At 59.6% G+C, this 18574-nt stretch carries 20 protein-coding genes; 13 read left to right on the forward strand and 7 right to left on the reverse strand.

Features of this window, described 5'->3' with window-relative positions; genetic code table 11:
• Positions 1-27 precede the first annotated feature (27 nt).
• The gene (locus H3Z84_RS03640) at positions 28-693 is read left to right on the forward strand and encodes a LuxR C-terminal-related transcriptional regulator (RefSeq protein WP_022988856.1); all 666 of its coding nucleotides are present in this window, start codon (positions 28-30) and stop codon (positions 691-693) included.
• A gap of 143 nt (positions 694-836) precedes the next feature.
• Here the strand turns inward: H3Z84_RS03640 and H3Z84_RS03645 are convergent, their stop codons facing one another.
• On the reverse strand, positions 837-1814 hold the full coding sequence (locus tag H3Z84_RS03645) for a D-2-hydroxyacid dehydrogenase (RefSeq protein WP_199456339.1): 978 nt from the start codon (positions 1812-1814) through the stop codon (positions 837-839).
• A gap of 153 nt (positions 1815-1967) precedes the next feature.
• Between H3Z84_RS03645 and H3Z84_RS03650 the strand changes: the two genes are divergently transcribed.
• Positions 1968-3194 (forward strand): pyridoxal phosphate-dependent aminotransferase, encoded by a 1227-nt coding sequence (locus tag H3Z84_RS03650; protein WP_022987986.1) that lies wholly within the window; start codon positions 1968-1970, stop codon positions 3192-3194.
• A gap of 69 nt (positions 3195-3263) precedes the next feature.
• On the forward strand, positions 3264-3833 hold the full coding sequence (locus H3Z84_RS03655) for a DUF1439 domain-containing protein (protein WP_228285691.1): 570 nt from the start codon (positions 3264-3266) through the stop codon (positions 3831-3833).
• Between the two features lie 83 nt (positions 3834-3916).
• On the opposite strand, the gene H3Z84_RS03660 is transcribed toward H3Z84_RS03655, so the two are convergent.
• Both H3Z84_RS03660 and H3Z84_RS03665 read right to left on the reverse strand, forming a co-directional pair.
• The gene (locus tag H3Z84_RS03660; protein WP_199456340.1) at positions 3917-5176 is read right to left on the reverse strand and encodes an aspartate aminotransferase family protein; all 1260 of its coding nucleotides are present in this window, start codon (positions 5174-5176) and stop codon (positions 3917-3919) included.
• Positions 5177-5221: 45 nt separating this feature from the next.
• Positions 5222-6376 (reverse strand): isocitrate/isopropylmalate dehydrogenase family protein, encoded by a 1155-nt coding sequence (locus H3Z84_RS03665; protein ID WP_022988605.1) that lies wholly within the window; start codon positions 6374-6376, stop codon positions 5222-5224.
• A gap of 143 nt (positions 6377-6519) precedes the next feature.
• On the opposite strand from H3Z84_RS03665, the gene H3Z84_RS03670 reads away from it, so the two are divergent.
• Both H3Z84_RS03670 and H3Z84_RS03675 read left to right on the forward strand, forming a co-directional pair.
• Positions 6520-6681 (forward strand): EAL domain-containing protein, encoded by a 162-nt coding sequence (locus H3Z84_RS03670; protein WP_227498298.1) that lies wholly within the window; start codon positions 6520-6522, stop codon positions 6679-6681.
• Positions 6682-6704: 23 nt separating this feature from the next.
• Positions 6705-7061: a hypothetical protein gene (locus H3Z84_RS03675; protein ID WP_199456341.1), complete on the forward strand. Its 357-nt coding sequence runs from the start codon at positions 6705-6707 to the stop codon at positions 7059-7061.
• Here H3Z84_RS03675 and H3Z84_RS03680 read toward each other — a convergent pair.
• A complete protein-coding gene (locus H3Z84_RS03680) occupies positions 7055-7957 on the reverse strand; it encodes a LysR family transcriptional regulator (protein ID WP_199456342.1) in 903 nt (300 codons plus the stop codon). The two genes, H3Z84_RS03675 and H3Z84_RS03680, sit on opposite strands and share 7 nt — an antisense overlap.
• A 146-nt stretch (positions 7958-8103) precedes the next feature.
• On the opposite strand from H3Z84_RS03680, the gene H3Z84_RS03685 reads away from it, so the two are divergent.
• The 5 genes from H3Z84_RS03685 (at position 8104) to H3Z84_RS03705 (ending at position 12959) form a co-directional block, all read left to right on the forward strand.
• A complete protein-coding gene (locus H3Z84_RS03685) occupies positions 8104-9315 on the forward strand; it encodes an acyl-CoA dehydrogenase family protein (protein ID WP_199456344.1) in 1212 nt (403 codons plus the stop codon).
• Positions 9316-9561: 246 nt separating this feature from the next.
• Positions 9562-10383 carry an SDR family oxidoreductase gene (locus tag H3Z84_RS03690; RefSeq protein WP_199456346.1) on the forward strand — a complete coding sequence of 274 codons (822 nt, stop codon included), beginning with the start codon at positions 9562-9564 and terminating at the stop codon, positions 10381-10383.
• Positions 10384-10404: 21 nt separating this feature from the next.
• On the forward strand, positions 10405-11469 hold the full coding sequence (locus tag H3Z84_RS03695; protein ID WP_058340265.1) for a phosphotransferase family protein: 1065 nt from the start codon (positions 10405-10407) through the stop codon (positions 11467-11469).
• Complete coding sequence (locus tag H3Z84_RS03700) at positions 11469-12158, forward strand: histidine phosphatase family protein (RefSeq protein ID WP_022988612.1); 690 nt, start codon at positions 11469-11471, stop codon at positions 12156-12158. The genes H3Z84_RS03695 and H3Z84_RS03700 overlap by 1 nt, the downstream gene beginning before the upstream one ends.
• A gap of 30 nt (positions 12159-12188) precedes the next feature.
• Positions 12189-12959, forward strand: a complete 771-nt coding sequence (locus H3Z84_RS03705; protein ID WP_022988613.1) for an SDR family oxidoreductase — start codon at positions 12189-12191, stop codon at positions 12957-12959.
• A gap of 75 nt (positions 12960-13034) precedes the next feature.
• On the opposite strand, the gene H3Z84_RS03710 is transcribed toward H3Z84_RS03705, so the two are convergent.
• Entirely contained in the window at positions 13035-13901 is an 867-nt protein-coding gene (locus H3Z84_RS03710; RefSeq protein WP_199456348.1) for a DUF6279 family lipoprotein, read from the reverse strand.
• A 179-nt stretch (positions 13902-14080) separates the two neighbouring features.
• Between H3Z84_RS03710 and H3Z84_RS03715 the strand changes: the two genes are divergently transcribed.
• The gene (locus H3Z84_RS03715) at positions 14081-14278 is read left to right on the forward strand and encodes a DUF2798 domain-containing protein (protein WP_199456350.1); all 198 of its coding nucleotides are present in this window, start codon (positions 14081-14083) and stop codon (positions 14276-14278) included.
• Between the two features lie 9 nt (positions 14279-14287).
• Here the strand turns inward: H3Z84_RS03715 and dacB are convergent, their stop codons facing one another.
• Positions 14288-15853, reverse strand: a complete 1566-nt coding sequence (dacB, locus tag H3Z84_RS03720) for a D-alanyl-D-alanine carboxypeptidase/D-alanyl-D-alanine-endopeptidase (protein WP_199456353.1) — start codon at positions 15851-15853, stop codon at positions 14288-14290.
• Between the two features lie 253 nt (positions 15854-16106).
• On the opposite strand from dacB, the gene H3Z84_RS03725 reads away from it, so the two are divergent.
• On the forward strand, positions 16107-16877 hold the full coding sequence (locus H3Z84_RS03725) for a glutathione S-transferase N-terminal domain-containing protein (protein WP_199456354.1): 771 nt from the start codon (positions 16107-16109) through the stop codon (positions 16875-16877).
• 87 nt (positions 16878-16964) lie between these two features.
• A complete protein-coding gene (locus H3Z84_RS03730; RefSeq protein ID WP_199456355.1) occupies positions 16965-17378 on the forward strand; it encodes a GFA family protein in 414 nt (137 codons plus the stop codon).
• Positions 17379-17382: 4 nt separating this feature from the next.
• On the opposite strand, the gene H3Z84_RS03735 is transcribed toward H3Z84_RS03730, so the two are convergent.
• Positions 17383-18504 (reverse strand): PQQ-dependent sugar dehydrogenase, encoded by a 1122-nt coding sequence (locus H3Z84_RS03735; RefSeq protein WP_199456356.1) that lies wholly within the window; start codon positions 18502-18504, stop codon positions 17383-17385.
• Positions 18505-18574 lie beyond the last annotated feature (70 nt).

The following is an 18574-nucleotide window of genomic DNA, read 5'->3' on the forward strand; positions in this document are numbered from 1 at the left end:
GCCCTTAACCTGAGAGGAATCTGTTGAATGACACAAACAATTATCGTCGCTGATGATCACCCGTTGTTTCGGGCAGCATTGAAACAGGCGGTCAATCAGGCGGTGCCGGATGCCGAGACCGTAGAGGTCGACAGCATCAAGGCCCTGCAGGCGGCGGTAGAGTCGCACCCGGATGCCGATCTGATCCTGCTGGATCTGAATATGCCGGGTGCCCACGGCTTCTCGGGGCTGGTGTTCATGCGTGGCCAGTACCCGGGCTTGCCGGTGGTGGTTGTGTCAGGATCGGAAGACTTGCAGGTTATGCGCCGTTCGGTGGACTACGGTGCCTCCGGGTTCATTCCCAAGAGTGCACCGCTGCCAACCATTACCGAGGCCATTCAGGCAGTTCTGGAAGGTGATGTCTGGCTGCCGGAAGGCGTAGCGGACAAGATCGAACGCATGCAGGCTGAGACCACGGACTTCTCGGAGCGCCTGGCGTCACTGACGCCGCAGCAGTTCCGAGTGCTGGGTATGCTGGCCGAGGGGCTTCTGAACAAACAGATCGCCTATGATCTGGATGTTTCTGAGGCGACCATCAAGGCGCATATTACAGCGGTGTTCCGCAAGCTTGGGGTTCGTAACCGGACCCAGGCGGTAATTGCCATTCAGCAGATGGAGCTGGATCCTTCGGAGCAGTCGCTTTCGGGGGGCTGAGGTTTTAGCTTTTAAGTTTGTTTCAGAACGGGAGCCTTTGGGCTCCCGTTTTGTTTTGGGGCCCTTGAGTTCAGGTGTTGTGCCGCAAGGAGCGGTTTTTGGAAGCCCCTACCCGACCAGCCGCTCCGGTGCCGGAGTCTTAGCTAACCAGCGTACCCAAGCTCCTTATTAACGAGATTGAACAGCTCCCCTCCCTGGTGCCACCGGTCAAAGTTCTCCAGGAACTGATCGGTCAGCGCCCGCTTCCAGCCGATGAAATCGCCCGCCATGTGCGCCGTCATAATCACATTCTCCCGCTCCCACAACGGATGATCAGACGGCAACGGCTCCTCCTCGAACACATCCAGCGCCGCCCCGGCAATCTCGCCTTCATCCAGCGCCTTCACCAGGTCCCCGGTTTTCACAATCGGCCCACGGCCAATGTTGATCAGGCGGGCGGATTTCTTCATCACCGCAAAGGCCTTGGTATCAAACAGCCCCTCGGTCTGGGGCGTCAGCGGTGCCGCAATCACCACAAAATCCGCGTGCCGGAGCTGGTCATAAAGTTCGTCATTGCCGTGCACTGCTTCAAAGTCCGGGTCTGTCTTTCGGGGCGTGCGGGCAATGCCGTGGGGGTGCATGCCGATGGCCTTCACCAGCCGGCCGATCTGCCGGCCGATGGAGCCCGCGCCCACCACCAGCACCTGCTTGCCTTCTGCCCGCTCGGTATCCCGGTGCTGCCACTGGTGCTTGTCTTGAAGGCGGATGGAGCGGGGAAAGTCCTTGGCGAACATCAGAATGCTGCACAACACATATTCGGCAATAGTGCGGTCGAAAATACCCCGGGCGTTGGTGACGATAACATCGCTCTTGATCAACGCCGGAAACATCAGGGCATCTACCCCGGCACTGGTGGCGTGAATCCATTGCAGGCGGTCTGCAGCCGGCCAGGCGGCTTCCAGCGCTTCGGTGCGGAAGTCGGTCACCATCATCACGTCGGTGCCGGGCAGGGTGTCCCGCAGGGTTTGCTCGTCCCAGGCAAAGCGCACTTCGGCCCGTGCTTTGACGGCTTCGATGCCGGCCGGGGCATCTTCGCCCGGGGCGGTCAGAACGGTGATAACCGGTTGGCGGGATTCGGTCATTTCAACTCCGGAGATTGCTGAAGGCGTTTAATGGTCTTTTTATAGTCTGGTAGCGGGGCCGGCCGGGGTCAATGTTGGCGGTTTCCTTGTACCTCTCATTTTTCGTGACTACGCTGCAATCAGGCCTTTATTTCCTGATGCGTGGAGGTGCATATGGCAGACCCGGTAAACAAGGACACAGGTGAGTCCAAGCCGCGGAAAATGAAGTACCGTAAGGCGAAGGCCAGCTGGAACCCGGCCATGCAGGCCATCCCGGTATCCGGCATTCGCCGCCTTGTGAATATGGCAGCCACCATGAAGGATGTAATCCATCTTTCCATTGGCCAGCCGGACCTGCCAACGCCGAAACACATTATCGACGCCTATGTGGATGCCCTGAATGCAGGCCAGACCGGTTACACCATGGACGCCGGCCTGCCGGAGTTGCTGGTAGCGCTGCGGGACTATTATGGCAAACGATATAACCGCAAACTCACCCGCGATAACATCCTGGTGACCAGCGGCGCCACCGAGGCCATGTACCTGGCCATTTCCGCCACTTCGGCCCCTGGGCGGCAGTTCATCGTGACGGACCCGTCTTTCCTGCTATACGCGCCACTGATCCGCATGACCGGGGGCGAGGTGAAGTTCATCCCCACCAGAGCAGAGAACGACCACCAGCTGGACCCGGACGAAGTGATCCGGGCCATGGGCTCGCGCACCTTCGCGCTGATCCTGAACAACCCGAACAACCCCACCGGCGCGGTTTACCCCCGCAGTACCGTGGAGACCATCCTGGAAGAATGTGCCTACCGGGGCATCCAAGTGTACGCCGACGAGGTGTACGACCACATGCTGTTTGATGACGATGACTTTGCCAGTGTGCTCAACTGCTCCATGGACCTGGACAACATCATGTGCATCAGCAGCTTCTCCAAGACCTACAGCATGGCCGGGCTGCGGGTAGGCTGGGTGATTTCCAGCCAGGCCGCTATCAAGTCCCTGCGCCGGTACCACATGTTCACCACGTCGGTGGCCAACACACCCGCCCAGTTTGCCGGGGTGGCCGCACTGAACGGCGACCAGCAATGCGTAAAGGATATGGTGGATATATACCGGGAGCGGCGGGACAAGATTGTGGACCTGATCGACCAGACGCCATACCTCACCGGCTACAAGCCCGGCGGCGCCTTCTATGCCTTCCCGAACCTGCCGCCCCATGTGGACGGCTCTGATGTAGCCTTGCGGATGCTCAAGGAAACCGGCGTTTGTGCCGTGCCCGGGGATGCCTTTGGCGAAAGCTGCACCAACGCCTTGCGCTTCAGCTTCTCCACTCCCTGTGAGCGGCTGGATGAAGCCTTCGACCGGATCATTCCCTGGATGGCCAAGCAACAGTTCTGATACCGGAGTTTAAGTTGTCAGTGCCCCGGAGATGCCGCACTATAGTGGCATTTCCGAGGAGACTGACTTATGACGGACGTAATGAAACCTTTCCTGAGACTGGCTGCGCTGTTTGCCGTGGTGCTGGTCAGCGGCTGTGCCAGCTTTTCCCCGTATTCCATTTCCGAAGGTGAAATCGAAGGCCACCTGAAAAATGCCGTGGCCAAGTACGACCGTGAGCAGCTGAACAGCGGTTCGCCGCTCAGCCTGAGCCTGAGTGATGCCGATATTACCCTCGGGCCGGACGGTCGCGATGTGGCGGTCATCGACCTGAAAGGGCAGGTGGCGCTGAACGCGTTGATGACCAGGCTGCCGGTAGACCTGGCCCTGAAAGTGGAAGGTGCCCCGGTTTACGACAGCCAGGAAAAAGCCGTGTATATCCGCCGGCTGCAGTTGCTGGAAAGCTCTATTGATTCACCCTTCTTCAAGGGCGACCTGGCCCCGGTTACCGATACCGTGATGCGGGTGGTGGCGCAGATGCTGGAAACCATGCCGGTATACCGGCTGGATGAAACCGACACCGCCCAGCGGATGTTCGGCCTGGTGCCCATGGATATCCGGGTCGCCCCGGGCCGGCTGGAGTTTGTAATGGCGGAGTAACCTGCCTCGATCGCTGACCGGCATCCATAAAAAACGCCAGGTGGTTTCCCGCCTGGCGTTTTTCGTTGTTGCCGTTTCAAGGATCAGACGGTGGCTTTAAGGGCTTCCTCAAAGATGCCGCATGCTTCGTCAATCTGCTGTTCGTTGACGATCAGCGGCGGCAGCCAGCGTACGATTTCCTGGTAGGGGCCGCAGCGCAGCATCAGCAGGCCCCGCTTCTCACATTCCTTGAGAATCTTGCCGGCCCGCTCGCCGTCCGGGCATTCGCCCCGGCGCATTTCCACCCCGATCATCAGGCCCTTGCCACGCACATCGGCCATGTCCGGGTAGTCTTTCTTCAGGTTATGCAGGTTGTCCCACAGGCGTTTGCCCATGCGGTCGGCGTTCTGCACCAGGCCTTCTTCCTGGATCACCTCGATGGTTGCGATGGCCGCGGCTGCAGCCACTGCGTTACCGCCGTAGGTGCCGCCCTGGGAGCCGGGCCAGCCCTTGGCCATGGTTTCCTCAGACGCCGCCAGCGCGGAAATCGGGAAGCCGCTGGCCAGCCCCTTGGCAATCATGATGGCATCCGGCGTTACCCCGAAGTGCTCGTGGGCCCAGAACTTGCCGCTGCGGCCGAAGCCGGCCTGAACTTCATCGAATACCAGCATGATGCCGTGCTTGTCGCAGCGTTCCCGCAGCCCCTGCATAAAGCGGGCATTGGCGGGCACGTAGCCACCTTCCCCCTGAACCGGCTCGATCAGCATGGCAGCGGTTTCTTTCGGGGCGGAATAGGTGACAAAGATGCGGTCCAGTTCTTTCAGGCAGAAATCAGTGGCTTCGTCTTCACTCCAGCCGTAGTGGAAGGCGTGGGGGAAGGGGGAAACCACGACACCACCCATCATCGGGCTGACCCCGGCCCGAAGGCCGACGCTGGAGGTGGTCATGGACAGCGAGCCCATGGTGCGGCCATGGAATCCGCCATGGAACACAATGATGTTGGGCCGGCCGGTTACCTGCCGTACCAGCCGGATAGCCCCCTCGGCCACTTCGGTGCCGGCGTTGGAGAAGAAAAAGGCATTGAGCGGGTCTGGCGTGAGCGCGCCGAGTTTTTCCGCCAGCTCCGGCAACCGGGGATTCATCACCGTGGTGGCCTGGGCGTGAATCATGGTGGCCACCTGTTTCTGGGCGGCCTCCACCACTTTCGGGTGGCAATGGCCGGTACTGGTTACCCCGATACCCGAGGTGAAATCCAGGTAGCGACGGCCGTCTGTATCAACAATGTAGGCGCCTTCGCCCTTGGCGGCAGTGATGCCGGTAGCCTGCTTGAGCAGGGGAGAAAGTTTGCCTTTGTGGTCGGTCATGGATACCTCCCGAAGTGAATGGAATAGCTCTCTATTGCAGCCTAGTCACGGGGCCAGCCGTTTACAAATAGCGTCGCCGATTTCACGGGTGGCGCGCCGGTCTCCGCCGTGTTCGGCCAGGTCTGCCGCCACCGCATCGAACAGTTCCTTGCCGGCCTGGGCCAGGGTCGGGTCTTTGCGGCCCAGCCAGTCGAGCATGCGGGCGGTGGTGAACAGCATGGCGGTGGGGTCGGCAATGCCCTGGCCGGCGATATCCGGGGCGCTGCCGTGGGTGGGTTCAAACATCGACGGCATGTCCGGGTCTGTGGGGTTCAGGTTGCAGGAGGGTGCCACCCCCATACCGCCGGAGATCACTGCGGCCAGGTCGGTCAGTATGTCGCCCTGCAGGTTGCTGGCCACCACCACGTCAAAGGCCCAGGGGCTGGATACAAACTTCATGCAAGCGGCATCCACCAGTTCGTGGTGGGTGGCCACATCCGGGTATTCCCGGGCGATGTCCTCGAACACCTCGGTGTACATGTCGCCCCAGTAACGCAGGGCATTGCGCTTGGTTATCAGGCACACCTGGCTTTCACAGGTGGAACCGTCGTACCGGTGGAAGCTGCGGGTGCGGCCGTCCTGAACGCGCTCGGCGGCGCGCTGGCGGGCCTGCTCGAAACCGTAGCGGATAATCCGCTCGGTGGCTCGGCGGGTGAATACTTCCATCTGGGTCGCCACTTCATCCGGCGTGCCCTGGCGCAGGCGGCCACCCTGGCTGACATACTCGCCTTCACTGTTTTCGCGGATCACCAGCATGTCGATGTCTTTGGCTCGGTCATCTTTCAGGTACTGGCGGGCGCCGGGCAGTAACCGGGCCGGGCGTTCGCACACCCACTGGTCAAAGCCTTTGCGCATCTCCAGCAGGGGTGCCAGGGACACGCTGTCTGAAAGCAGGTAACGGTTGGTGTCATCGATTGGCCCGGGGTCTCCCAGCGCGCCCAGCAGAATGGCGTCGTAGGCTTTCAGTTGCTGCAGGGCATCCTTCGGCCAGCTTTCGCCATATTCCTCATGCCAGGCGTGTGAGGGCCAGGGAAACCGTGTCCACTCCAGGGCCAGGTCGTGCTTTGCACGCAGGGTTTCCAGGCAGCGGACGGCTTCTGCCACCACTTCCGGGCCAATGCCGTCACCGGGGGTAACGGCGATGCGAGCGGTCTGGGCCATTCCCGAACCTCCTTCATGCTTTGCTGTAGGGTGTGATGCAACACCGTCAGTGTAGTTCCCGGCAGGTCAGATGCCAGTGGCAAAGCCGTGTTTCCGGATTTGTTGTTTTACCCCTGAAGACATGCTGGCTATAGTGGCAGGTAATTGATTTCTGGAACGGCTTACTCAGCCGGATTGTGGCTGAGGGGGTGGAAGTGCCCGAAGAGTATTACTGGCTGCGATCCCAGGGCATTGCGCTGTACCAGGGCTATCTGTTCGCCCGGCCCGGATTCGAGTGCCTGCCGGAGCCGGTGTTCCCCGATTGATCATGTTTTAACAGGATACCCGCGTGCTGTACCGGATAATGACCCTGATTGGCGGCCTGGTGTTTGTGGCCGCATTGTTTGCCCTGGTGTGGTTCTTCTGCAAGAAGTTCCTGGAGCACCACGATGTAACCGACCAGACCTCTGACCGGGCCATGGTGCTGGCCACCTGGACCTTTGCCGGCATTGCCATTGGGCTGGTGTTTGCCGTGGCAGGTGCCTTTGTACTGGGCCCCTGGGCTTTCTATCGCACCCTGCGGGGCCATGGTGTGAACATTTCCGATGGCGCCGCCATCTGGTGGGGGTTCGGGATTGTGGCGGTGTCTCTGGGCATTACCGCCACCGGCTTCTTCGGTTTTCTGATGCTGGTGGGGGCTTACTGATTCCCCGACAGGCTCTGCAGCAGATCCCGGAACCACACCAGCGCCGGTTCGCCTTCATAGGCCTTGTGCCAGTACAGGTGCACGTCTAACGAAGGCAGCTGTGCCGGCGGGCTCATCACCTGAATATCGGAACGCTCGGCGATAATCCGGGCATAGGTTTCCGGCATGGTTAGCAGCAGGTCCGAGCTTTCCACCACCCGGCAGGCGGCATAGTAATGCTGGCACCGCAGGCGGATATTGCGGCGAACGCCACGGCGTGACAGCTCGAAATCCTCAATGCCCGGCCCCTCGGTTCGGGACGACACCAGCACGTGTTTCGCCGCCAGGTAGGCGTCCATATCCAGCCCCCTTTTCACCACGGGGTGCCCTTCACGGGCCAGCACCACCAGCCTGTCCTGCCTCAGCAGTTCATGGCTGGTGTGATTGCTCACCGGCAGCAGCACATCAATGGCAAAGTCCAGCTTGCCGGCGGCCAGCTGGGTTTCCATATCCCGCCTGGCCACCCGCTGGCTGACGATTTCCATTTCCGGATAAGGCTCCAGCCGGTTCATCAACTGAGGCAGGAAGGTGGACTCCAGCACATCCCGCAAACCGAGCGAGTAGGTTTTACGCTGGGTGGCCGGGTCAAAGGCGTGGAACTGGTTCACCGCACTCTGGACCTGGTTCAGCCCCGGGCGCATAGACTCCAGAAACCTCCGAGCCAGCGGCGTGGGCACCATCTGGTTACCCTGGCGGGTAAACAGCGGATCGTTGAAGTGATCCCGCAACCGGGCCAGGGAATGGCTGATGGCGGGCTGGGTCAGGTGCAGGGCCTTGGCGGCACGGGTCAGGCTGCCTTCCCGGTAGATGGTGTCGAAAACGTGCAGCAGGTTCAGGTCCAGTCGATTCAGGGCCATGTGGGAATCCGTTATCTGAATTAGTGGTGCTAATGATAAATGATAAGAACAATTCAGTCGCGTAATAGCACATGGGCTCCTAGACTGTTCGCCATCTGACTGAAAGTGCGCCCCCAACGGGGCAGGCAAGCGCGAGGAGCTGCACCATGGATTTCAACATTTCCGAGAAAGGCCAGGATTACCTCAACCGCGTGAAAAAATTCATGCGCGACGAGATCTATCCCATCGAAGAGCAGTACCACAAGGAGCTTGCCTCCCAGGATAACCGCTGGGTAGTACTGCCGGTCATCAAGGAACTGAAGGAGAAAGCCAAGGCCCAGGGCCTGTGGAACATGTTCTTCCCGGACGACAAATACGGCTGCGGCCTGCTGAACTCCGACTACGCCCTGATTGCCGAAGAAACCGGCCGCAGCTTCATCGCCCCGGAAATCTTCAACTGCAACGCGCCGGACACCGGCAACATGGAAGTGCTGATCCACTACGGCTCTGAAGAACAGAAAGCCGAGTGGCTGCCGAAACTGCTGAGCGGCGAAATCCGCTCCGCCTTCTGCATGACCGAACCGGCCGTGGCCTCCTCCGACGCCACCAACATGGAAGCCACCGCCACCGTTGAAGGCGACGAAGTCGTGCTCAACGGCCGCAAATGGTGGAGCACCGGCATCGGCCACCCTGACTGCAAAGTTGGCATCTTCATGGGCGTAACCGACCCGGACGCCCAGAAACATCGCCGTCACTCCATGGTGCTGGTGCCGCTCGACACCCCGGGCATCACCGTTGAGCGCATGCTGCCGGTCTTCGGTGCCTACGACGAGCCCTATGGCCACGGCCAGGTACTGTTCGACAACGTACGCCTGCCCAAAAGCGCCATCATCGCCGGCCCCGGCCGCGGCTTCGAAATCGCCCAGGGCCGCCTTGGCCCGGGCCGCGTACACCACTGCATGCGCGCCATCGGCGCTGCTGAACGCACTCTGGAGATCATGATCAAACGCGCCATGACCCGCGAAGCCTTCGGCCGCCCGATCGCCAAACTGGGTGCCAACCCGGACATCATCGCCAATGCCCGAATGAACATCGAACAAGCTCGGCTGCTGACCCTGAAGTGCGCCTGGGCGCTGGACACCAAGGGCATCATGGGCGCCTTGCAGGAAGTCTCCATGATCAAGGCGGTGGTGCCGAAGATGCTGCAGCAGATTGTGGACGATGCGATTCAGATTCACGGCGGTGCCGGTGTCAGCGACGACGATTTCCCGCTGACGGCGTTGTTCGGTTACGCTCGGGTTCTGAGGTTGGCCGATGGCCCGGACGAAGTTCATCGAGCCATGGTGGCCCGGTTGGAGCTCCGGAAGTACAAGTCCTGACGTTGGTTCGGGCTTGGGAGCAGGGTGTTCGTCTTGGCCGCCAGTATTGGTGATGGGAGCGGGTGCCGGGTAAGGCCTTCCAAAACTGTGCGGAGCCATGGATGGCGGAGCTCAAGCGTCACATGGACGTGCCGAAGGAGCGTGTTTTGGAAGGCCTTACCCGGTAGCAGCTCTTACTCCAAAGCAAAAAGAACGCGAACTCCAAAATATAAAACGAACTCAAACGTAAAAACGGTGAGCACGAACATGACACAGAGGGTATTCATAACCGGCGGGGCCAGTGGCCTGGGCCGGGCGATTGCATTGCGGTACGCCAAAGAGGGCGCGAAAGTCTGCATCGGGGACATCAACCCGGAACAGGGTGTAGCCGTTGAAGCGGAGCTGAACAACGCCGGTGGCGAAGGCTACTTTGTTGAGTGTGATGTACGCCGCCTGAGCGACTTCGAGAAAGTCCGCGATGACCTGGTACAGAAATGGGGCGGCGTGGACGTTGTCGTCAACAACGCCGGCGTTGCCTCCGCAGGCTCCATTGAAGACACCACCATGGCAGACTGGGAATGGATCCTCGACATCAACGTACTGGGCGTAGTGCGTGGCTGCAAGGCCTTCACCCCGCTGTTCAAGGAACAAGGCTCCGGCGCGTTTGTGAACGTAGCCTCCATGGCCGGGCTCATGCTTGCCCCCTTGATGAACAGCTACAATGTGTCTAAAGCCGGCGTGATTGCCCTTTCGGAAACCCTCAGCCAGGAACTACGGGATGCCGGTATTCACGTCAGCTGCGTGTGCCCGGCGTTTTTCCAGACCAATCTGACCAGCACCATGCGTTCGGACATTCCCGGTATCCAGCAGAACGTGAACAAACTGATGAAGCGCTCCAGCATTACCGCCGAAGACGTGGCCGAGGATATTTTCCGCAGTGTGAAAGACAAGGATTTCTGGGTGCTGCCCCACGCCAAGGAGCGCCGTATGTGGGTGCTCAAGCGCCATGCGCCCTGGGCGTTTGACTGGCTGATGCACCAGGAAACCAAGCGCTGGATGAGCAAGATGGGTGGCAAGGCGAAAGCCTGAACACATCACAGGAGAAATTGAATGACACAGATCGACCAGGCCGTAGACATCCGCGAAGGCGAGGAGCTGGATGTTGGTGCTGTTGACCGGTTCATGAAGCAGGCCATTCCGGGCCTGGAAGGCCAGCCGAGCATCAAGCAGTACCCGGGCGGTGCGTCCAACCTGACCTATCAGGTGGATTACGGCGACCAGTCTTACGTGCTGCGCCGGCCGCCGTTCGGCAAGATTGCCAAGTCTGCCCACGACATGCTGCGGGAAGCTCGCGTGATGGAGGCCTTGAAGCCGGCGTATCCCTACGTGCCCAATATTGTCGCCATCTGCGACGATCACAGCGTTCTGGGCTGTGACTTCTACGTGATGGAACGGCTCAAGGGCATCATTCTGCGCCAGGATTTCCCCAAGGATTTCGAGCTGAGCGCTGAAGACACCCGCAAGCTGTGCCTGAACGTGATCGACAAGCTGGTAGACCTGCATACCGTGGATGCCAGGGCCGCAGGCCTGGACAAGCTGGGTAAGGGCGCCGGTTACGTGCAGCGGCAGATTGGCGGCTGGAGCGATCGGTTCCGGAAGGCTCGTACGGAAGACGTGGGTGACTTTGAAGAAGTGATGGCCTGGCTCAATGACAAGATGCCGGACGACATTGCCCAGGTGGTGATCCACAACGACTACCGTTTCGACAACGTAGTGCTTAACCCGGATAACCCGTTTGAAGTGATCGGCGTGCTGGACTGGGAAATGGCCACCATCGGCGATCCGCTGATGGACCTGGGCAACAGCCTGGCCTACTGGATTGAAGCGGACGACGAAGGCCCGTTCCAGATGCTTCGGCGCCAGCCCACCCACCGCCCTGGCATGCTGACCCGGAAGGAAGTGGTGGACTACTACATGGAGAAGTCCGGATTTCGTGCTGAAAAGTTCGATTTTTACGAAATCTATGGCCTGTTCAGGCTGGCGGTGATCATCCAGCAAATTTATTACCGCTTCTACCACGGCCAGACCAAGGACAAGCGCTTTGCTGCCTTCGGCCATGCCGCCAACTACCTGGAAAAGCGCTGCCAGCGGCTGATCAGCGAGAGCACCCTGTAATGGCCACCATCTATCTGGTACGCCATGGCCAGGCCAGTTTTGGCAAGGAAAACTACGATCAGTTGTCTCCCCGCGGCTGGGAGCAGGGCAAGATCCTGGGCCGCTGGCTGGCGGACAAGGTGGAGCCCGGCGCCATTTTTGGTGGCAACCTTCAGCGCCATCGTGAAACCGTGGAAGCCATCGCCACCGGCTATGGCTCGGCCTTGCCGGGGATGCAGGTGCTCGAGGGCCTGAACGAATTCGACCATCTGCAAGTGGTGGAGCGCCTGCGCCCGGAGTGGGCAGATAAACAGGTAATGGCGCGGGACCTGGCCAGCTTTCCCAAGCCAGCCAAAGCGTTCCAGCAAGCGTTCGAGAAAGCCGTGGCCCGCTGGGTCAGTGGCGAGTACGACCACGAATACGCCGAAACCTGGATCGGTTTCCGGCAGCGGGTCGGTGCAGCGCTGGATGAGTTGATCGAGCTGGCCGGCGGTGCTGATGTGATCGTCTCCACCTCCGGCGGCCCCATTGCAGTGATTGCCCAGCACCTGCTGGAGCTCTCGGACCGCAAGGCGCTGGAGATGAACAATGTAATCGCCAACACCAGCGTGTCCCGCATTCTGTATTCCGGCCCCCGGCGCAGCCTGGCCGTATTCAACAACTACAGCCACCTGGAAGCGGAGAACCCTTCCCTGGTGACATTCCGATAATTCTTTACCCGAAAACCAAGAGGGAACCCCATGAGCAACCTGAACCTGTTTGATCTGAGCGGCAAAGTCGCCCTGGTAACCGGTGCCAGCCGCGGCATTGGCGAGAGCATTGCCCGCACCCTGGCTCATTACGGCGCCCATGTGATTGTCAGCAGCCGCAAGATTGACGGTTGCGAAGCCGTGGCCAGCAGCATCCGGGAAGATGGCGGCAGCGCCGAAGCCTTCGCTTGCCACATTGGTGAGATGGACCAGATTGAAGCGGTGTGGGAACACATTGCCAAAGAGCACGGCAAGCTGGATATCCTGGTCAACAACGCTGCCGCTAACCCGTACTTTGGGCCGGTGGAAGATACCGATTTAGGTGCCTTCAACAAAACCGTAGACGTGAACATCCGCGGCTACTTCTTCATGTGTGCCCGTGGCGCTCAGATGATGAAGAAGAACGGAGGCGGTTCTATTGTGAACGTGGCGTCGGTTAACGGTGTGAACCCCGGCCACTTCCAGGGCATCTACTCGGTAACCAAGGCGGCGGTGATTTCCATGACCAAGTCCTTCGCCATGGAACTAGGCCAGCAGAATGTGCGGGTGAATGCCCTCCTGCCGGGCCTGACCGACACCAAGTTCGCCAGCGCGCTGACCACCAATGAGGCCATCAAGAAACAGGCCATGGCCCACATCCCGATGAAGCGGGTAGCGGACCCGGACGAAATGGCCGGCACTGTGCTGTACCTGGTGTCCAATGCGTCCAGTTACACCACCGGCGCCTGCATTAACGCGGACGGTGGTTACCTGACCGTTTAACGATTGCAGCGTAGCCAAACAAAAAGCCCGGATGACGGAAAATCATCCGGGCTTTTTGTTTGGCTGAATGAAAATTCAGCTACAAGTGAGGGTGGTGAAGTCGCCGTTCAATTCGCCGGCCTTGGCCAGCAGATGTTCCTGGTGCCGGCTGCTGCCTGCCTGCAGCAGGTTATGCATCAGCTCTGCCATGGCTTGCTGGCTCTCATCCAGCATCGCCTTGTACTCAGGCCCCCGGGCTGTCTCCGAGTTCACCGCCAGCTCCCGGATATTGGCACTGAAGCCGGGTTGGTTCCGGGTTTCCAGCGTGGCCAGAAGGGCTTTTTGCCAGTTCTCCCGACCTTGCAGCCAGATTTCGGTTTGCCGGCCCCGGTCGGCAGACCAGGCCTCAACCAACGCCTGCTGCTGCGAATTCAGTGAACCCAGCCAGCGTTCCAGCCGCTCGCTGGTTCTTTCAGCCCGGGCCCTGGCTGTTTCCTGCTCGGTGCCAGCCAGCATTTCGTCTTCCAGTTCCCGCTGATCACGGGCCATGTTCCGGGCCAGCTCCTGAACCTGGTCATCTGACAGGGTTTTCAGCAGGTTGACTGCGACCGGCACGGCCCGGTCGAGCAAGTCCGGGATAAAGGCAGTGAGCTGCTGGCGGTGGTAGTGAATAGTATCGACATCGGGCGTGCCGCGGGCCAGGTCGGCTTCCAGTTCATCCAGCCAGAGGGTATAGCGGGGAAGCTCCGCGGAGCAGTGCCACTGGCGCAGGGCATCAAGGTCCCGGTTCAGGGTGGCTTTTTGTTCACCGGTCAGGTCGACGTAGTCTTCCACCCACCAGACCACACCCCAGTCGGCATAACGGTAGGCCAGTTTGGTTGAGCTGCACCCGGCAAGTATCAGCATCAGGACTGCGAGGCCGAGGAAGCCAGGGCGTTTGCTGAGCCTTCGATGATCCATCATGAAAGTCTCTCGGTAATAAGCCGTATGGAAAAATGTTGCATGCTTACTAAGATGCAAGCCTTGCCTATACAATACGCCATCGCCGGCGGAACAGATGCCGGCAGACCCGATGGAATCCTGGAGTTGGAAAGTCAAAGTTTACTGTAGCCCGTGCGCGCCAGTTTATCTTCTCGCTTTATATGTCCTGCATCATGTCGCTGATGATCTCGGGCATTATCACCCTGATCAACACAGGAATGTCGGACGGGTTCTTGTCCCGGTGGATCGGCGCCTGGCTGGTGGCCTGGGCGATCGCCTTTCCGTTGGTGATTTTTATTGCGCCGCTGGCGGGCAAGATGGCCGATGCCACCGTTGCGAGGCTATCAGGCCCGAAATAACTTTCGGGCCTATTGAATAGAGGTACTGGTGGAATCTGCCCGGGACACGGCGGTACCGGTAGGCGGCCGGTAGTGCAGGGAGTGCAGAACCCGGTCGAGTACGGCTCGGCCGTTCCAGGCCGGGGAATTATTGACCATACCAACGATTGCCCAGGTGGTGTTGTTTTCATCGCGGGCAAAGCCTGCAATGGAACGTACGTCTGCCAGGGTACCGGTTTTGATGCGCCCTTCACCATCCATTCCCGTGTTGCGTAACCGCCTGGCCATGGTTCCGTCCATGGCAATGATCGGTAGCGAAGCCATCAGGTCAGAGGCATACCGGCTTTCCCAGGCATGCTGCAGAATTCGGGCACCCTGCCGGGCGGTGATGCGGCCATGGCGGGTCAGGCCGGAGCCGTTGTCGATCACCATGCCAGCGGTGTTGATGCCTTTCTGCTCGAGCCAGTCATAAATGGCCCGGATACCGGCTACCCGGTCATCGTTGTCCGAGTCTTGCCGCACTTCTGCGCCAATGGCCAGAAGCATCTGCCGGGCCATTACGTTGCTGCTCCACTTGTTGATGTCCCGCACCATGGTTACCAGGTCGGGCGAGGTGGTTCGCATGACCAGCCGCAGGTCTTCCGGAGTTTGTTCAAAACGGTCGCCGCCGCTCACGATAATGCCCATTTCTGACAGTACCGTGCGAATGGTCGAGGCCGCGTAGTGATCGTGGGGTAGCAGTGACATATAGGTAGTGGTGCGGCAACCCTGAGGCAGTTCGCCGGTCACCTGCACGGTCACTCGCTGGTCGTCATGAAACACCGGTTGCCATTTGAAGTCCCGACGGGATGGGCAGGGGCCTTCCGGCACGGCGGTTACCCGGTTGTCGATGGTGACTTCGCCAAGGTTGGGGGTGGTCCAGGCCTGGGTGCCACGCTCGTCTGCTCGTACCTGGAAATGCAGCAGGTTCAGGTTGGTGAGGTAGGCCGAGGGCTCCACCAGGAAAGGCGCGTACGGGTTGTTGCCATTATCTTCAAAATGCGGGAAGCCGCCATCAACCTGAAAGTAACTGCCGTCCAGCACCAGGTCGCCGCTGATGCGGTTTATTCCCATGTCTTTGAGTTCCCTGAGCGTGCCCCACAGCCGCTCCAGGGTCAGCTTCGGGTCGCCGCCGAAGCGCACATAAAGGTTACCTTCCAGGGTATCGCCCACCATCTGGCCGTCGGTCAGAAAATCGGTATTCCAGTGGTGATTGGGGCCAAGCAGTTCCAGGGCGGCGTAGGTGGTTACCAGCTTCATGATGGAGCCGGGGTTCATCAGCTGGTCAGCGTTTACATACTGGTCGATGCCCGGGCCGTTCAGGGGCACGGCGGCAACGCTCAGGCCTTGCTCGTTGTTCAGGGATTTGGAGGCGTAGTCACGGATCTCGGAAGCCCACAGCCCGGAACTGGAGAAGCTTCTGGCTGCCTCCTCCTGGCTTTGGGCCAGTGCCGGCGCGCTGAGTGAGAAGGCCGTAGCCGCAGCAATCAACAGACGGCTGGATTTTGAAAATCTCCAGAGTGAGCATGCACTCACCCTTGAACCTTGCAGTCGCATGGCCTGAGTCCCTTGTTAGCTTCTTTTCCTACCATAGCCCATCTTACGGGTTTGTACTATGCAAAAAAGTGATACATGACGTTAAAAAATGACAGTAGCCACGTTGTTTCTATTGAGGTTTTGTTTCAAATTTCCGCTGGGCTTTGTGAATCAGTGAGTTACTGTGACCCCGGGTTTGTGGCCCTGCAGCCAATGGTGAGTGCAAAATATGTGGGACAATGCCTAAAATACTCAACAACAAAGGGAAACATCCATGTTTCGAGCCCTCAAGCATCAGGTTAACGTGCTGGAGTCTGTGGCCACGTCTTCGTTTTCGGCCTGGCGCGGGTGTCTTGTGGTCAAGGCCGTGCCGCAACCGGAAAAGCCGCTGATTCTCTTTGATATTGAAGCCTGCCCGTTCTGCCGCAAGGTGAGGGAAGCGTTGACTGCCCTGCACCTGGATGCAGAGATTCGCCCGTGCCCGAAAGGCGGCCGGATTTTCCGGGCGGAAGCCGAGGCCGTTGGCGGCAAAAAGCAGTTTCCGTTGCTGGTGGACCAGAACACCGGTGAAACCCTGTATGAGTCAGACGCGATCGTGGAGTACCTGTTCCGCCAGTACGCCAATCGTCCTGTGCCGGGTTATTACAAAGGCAAATCCTGGCAAACCGCCCTTGGCGCGGCTGGCTCTGCCGCCAGTGAGTTGAGGGGCATGCGGGCGAGGCCAGCCAAGCGCCCGGCCCAGGCGCTGCATTTGTGGAGTTTTGAGGGCAGTCCGTTCTCCCGTTTGGTTCGCGAGCGCCTGTGCGAATTCGAAATTCCCTACACGCTGCATAACCTGGGCAAAGAGCATTGGACCGAAATCGGCCCGGCCGTTCAGCGCATCAAGCCCGGCCCCTATGAGCCCGAGGCTGGCGGCAAGCGTGATGCGTTCTTTCAGGCGCACGGTCGGGTACAGGTGCCGTACCTGGAAGACCCCAACACCGGCCAGAAGCTGTTTGAATCTGCTCGTATCCTGGCTTACCTGGAAAAAGAATACGCCATGTGACGCGCAGGCTGCTCCGGGTATGGCAATCGTGCCCGGAGCAGGTATCATCGGCGCCGGTAACCTGACAGCCGATTCCGGGAGAGTGCGATGTATACGGGCCAGTGTTTGTGTGGCGAGATCAAGTTTGAATACGATGGCCCGCTTGGCCCCATCGCGTTGTGCCATTGCAGCCAGTGTCGCCGTGCCCACGGCAGTGCGTTTTCGGCCAGCGCGCCGGTTCAGAAAGTGCGTTTTCACTTTACCCGGGGCGAAGACAAGGTGACCGAATTCGAGTCTCGTCCAGGCAAGTACCGGGCCTTCTGCAGCTGCTGTGGCAGCCAGTTATACAGCCGGGTAGACGCCATTCCCGGTATTCTGCGTTTGCGCATCGGCGTGCTCGATGAACCGGTCGGCAAGAAAGCGGCCCAGCATGTCTACGTGGGTACGAAGTCTGACTGGTTCGATATTACCGATGATCTTCCGCAGTTCGAGAAAACCGAAAGAACCAACGATCCGCACTGACCGTCTATTTCGCCGGAACCATTCGGTAAACCTTGCCCCTTGGTGAATCTGTCAGTAACCAGAGGGCGCCGTCTGGCCCCATTCGTACATCCCGGATGCGCTCTCCCAGCTCGGTCAGTAAATCTTCCTCTTCGGTAACCTTCTCGCCATCAAAACTCAGGCGCACCAGTTTGCGCATTTTCAGCGCACCAACAAACACATCACCTTGCCACTGGGGAAACAGCTCTCCGGTATAGAACGCCATGCCCGATGGCGCGATGGAAGGATCCCAGTAGTGCAGGGGATCGGCCACGCCCTCCATGGTGGTTCTGCTGGAAATCGGAACGCCTGAGTAATCAATGCCGTAGGTCACCTTCGGCCAGCCGTAATCGTTGCCAGCCCTGATGATATTGATTTCATCGCCACCCCGGGGGCCGTGTTCGTGGCTCCAGACCTCACCGGTGTCCGGGTGCAGGGTCATGCCCTGAATGTTGCGGTTGCCGTATGTGAAGAAGGTGTTGTTGATGTCCGAATTGCTGAGGAAGGGATTGTCAGGTGCGGGTTCTCCGTTAATGGTGATGCGGTGCACGCCACCGGCGTCGTCTCCGGTATCCTGGGCCCGCTCCATTTCGCCGCGGTCACCAACAGAAATGTATAGATAGCCATCCTGGCCAAACACCATGCGCCCGGCAAAGTGCCTGGTGGTGTTGCCTCGCGGCGAGGCTTCGAAAATTACCTCCGCATCACTCAACGCCTTGCCGTCAAACCTGGCCCGGGCTACCCGGGTGGTCATGCCCTCACGATTTCTGTGGGCATAGCTGAGAAACAGCGTCTGGTTATCTTCAAACTCCGGATGCAGCAATACATCCAGCAGGCCGCCCTGGCCGGCAACTACTAAATCCGGCACACCGGTAACCGGCTCCTTGTGCAGCTCCCCGTCGCGAATCACCCGAAGCCGGCCGGCCCTTTCGGTGACCAGTTGCGAGCCGTCTGGCAGGAACGCGAGGCTCCAGGGGTGCTCGAGTCCCTCGGCAACGGTTTCCAGCTGAACACGCCCATTATCGGAATCAAAGGTCTGATCCGCGGTGGCCTGGGTTGCGGCGATAAAGACTCCCAAAGCCAGTGCCAGCGGTTGGTGAAGGAACATAAAAACCTCCTGGTGTGTGCTTCCAGTCGATGCTCTGGCTTTAACCATAGTACCTGGATGCCGTTTCTTC

It is taken from the genome of Marinobacter sp. bablab_jr003 (assembly GCF_016464245.1).
Taxonomy (GTDB): Bacteria; Pseudomonadota; Gammaproteobacteria; order Pseudomonadales; family Oleiphilaceae; genus Marinobacter; species Marinobacter vinifirmus.

Excerpts from the sequence above, each read along its gene's own strand:
- H3Z84_RS03705 (WP_022988613.1), top strand. The coding sequence starts at position 12,189 with ATGAGCAACCTGAACCTGTTTGATCTGAGCGGCAAAGTCGCCCTGGTA.
- H3Z84_RS03685 (WP_199456344.1), top strand. The coding sequence starts at position 8,104 with ATGGATTTCAACATTTCCGAGAAAGGCCAGGATTACCTCAACCGCGTG.
- dacB (WP_199456353.1), bottom strand. The coding sequence starts at position 15,853 with ATGCGACTGCAAGGTTCAAGGGTGAGTGCATGCTCACTCTGGAGATTT.
- H3Z84_RS03660 (WP_199456340.1), bottom strand. The coding sequence starts at position 5,176 with ATGACCGACCACAAAGGCAAACTTTCTCCCCTGCTCAAGCAGGCTACC.
- H3Z84_RS03715 (WP_199456350.1), top strand. The coding sequence starts at position 14,081 with ATGTCCTGCATCATGTCGCTGATGATCTCGGGCATTATCACCCTGATC.
- H3Z84_RS03730 (WP_199456355.1), top strand. The coding sequence starts at position 16,965 with ATGTATACGGGCCAGTGTTTGTGTGGCGAGATCAAGTTTGAATACGAT.
- H3Z84_RS03650 (WP_022987986.1), top strand. The coding sequence starts at position 1,968 with ATGGCAGACCCGGTAAACAAGGACACAGGTGAGTCCAAGCCGCGGAAA.
- H3Z84_RS03735 (WP_199456356.1), bottom strand. The coding sequence starts at position 18,504 with ATGTTCCTTCACCAACCGCTGGCACTGGCTTTGGGAGTCTTTATCGCC.
- H3Z84_RS03700 (WP_022988612.1), top strand. The coding sequence starts at position 11,469 with ATGGCCACCATCTATCTGGTACGCCATGGCCAGGCCAGTTTTGGCAAG.
- H3Z84_RS03640 (WP_022988856.1), top strand. The coding sequence starts at position 28 with ATGACACAAACAATTATCGTCGCTGATGATCACCCGTTGTTTCGGGCA.
- H3Z84_RS03725 (WP_199456354.1), top strand. The coding sequence starts at position 16,107 with ATGTTTCGAGCCCTCAAGCATCAGGTTAACGTGCTGGAGTCTGTGGCC.
- H3Z84_RS03695 (WP_058340265.1), top strand. The coding sequence starts at position 10,405 with ATGACACAGATCGACCAGGCCGTAGACATCCGCGAAGGCGAGGAGCTG.
- H3Z84_RS03680 (WP_199456342.1), bottom strand. The coding sequence starts at position 7,957 with ATGGCCCTGAATCGACTGGACCTGAACCTGCTGCACGTTTTCGACACC.
- H3Z84_RS03710 (WP_199456348.1), bottom strand. The coding sequence starts at position 13,901 with ATGATGGATCATCGAAGGCTCAGCAAACGCCCTGGCTTCCTCGGCCTC.
- H3Z84_RS03665 (WP_022988605.1), bottom strand. The coding sequence starts at position 6,376 with ATGGCCCAGACCGCTCGCATCGCCGTTACCCCCGGTGACGGCATTGGC.
- H3Z84_RS03645 (WP_199456339.1), bottom strand. The coding sequence starts at position 1,814 with ATGACCGAATCCCGCCAACCGGTTATCACCGTTCTGACCGCCCCGGGC.
- H3Z84_RS03655 (WP_228285691.1), top strand. The coding sequence starts at position 3,264 with ATGACGGACGTAATGAAACCTTTCCTGAGACTGGCTGCGCTGTTTGCC.
- H3Z84_RS03690 (WP_199456346.1), top strand. The coding sequence starts at position 9,562 with ATGACACAGAGGGTATTCATAACCGGCGGGGCCAGTGGCCTGGGCCGG.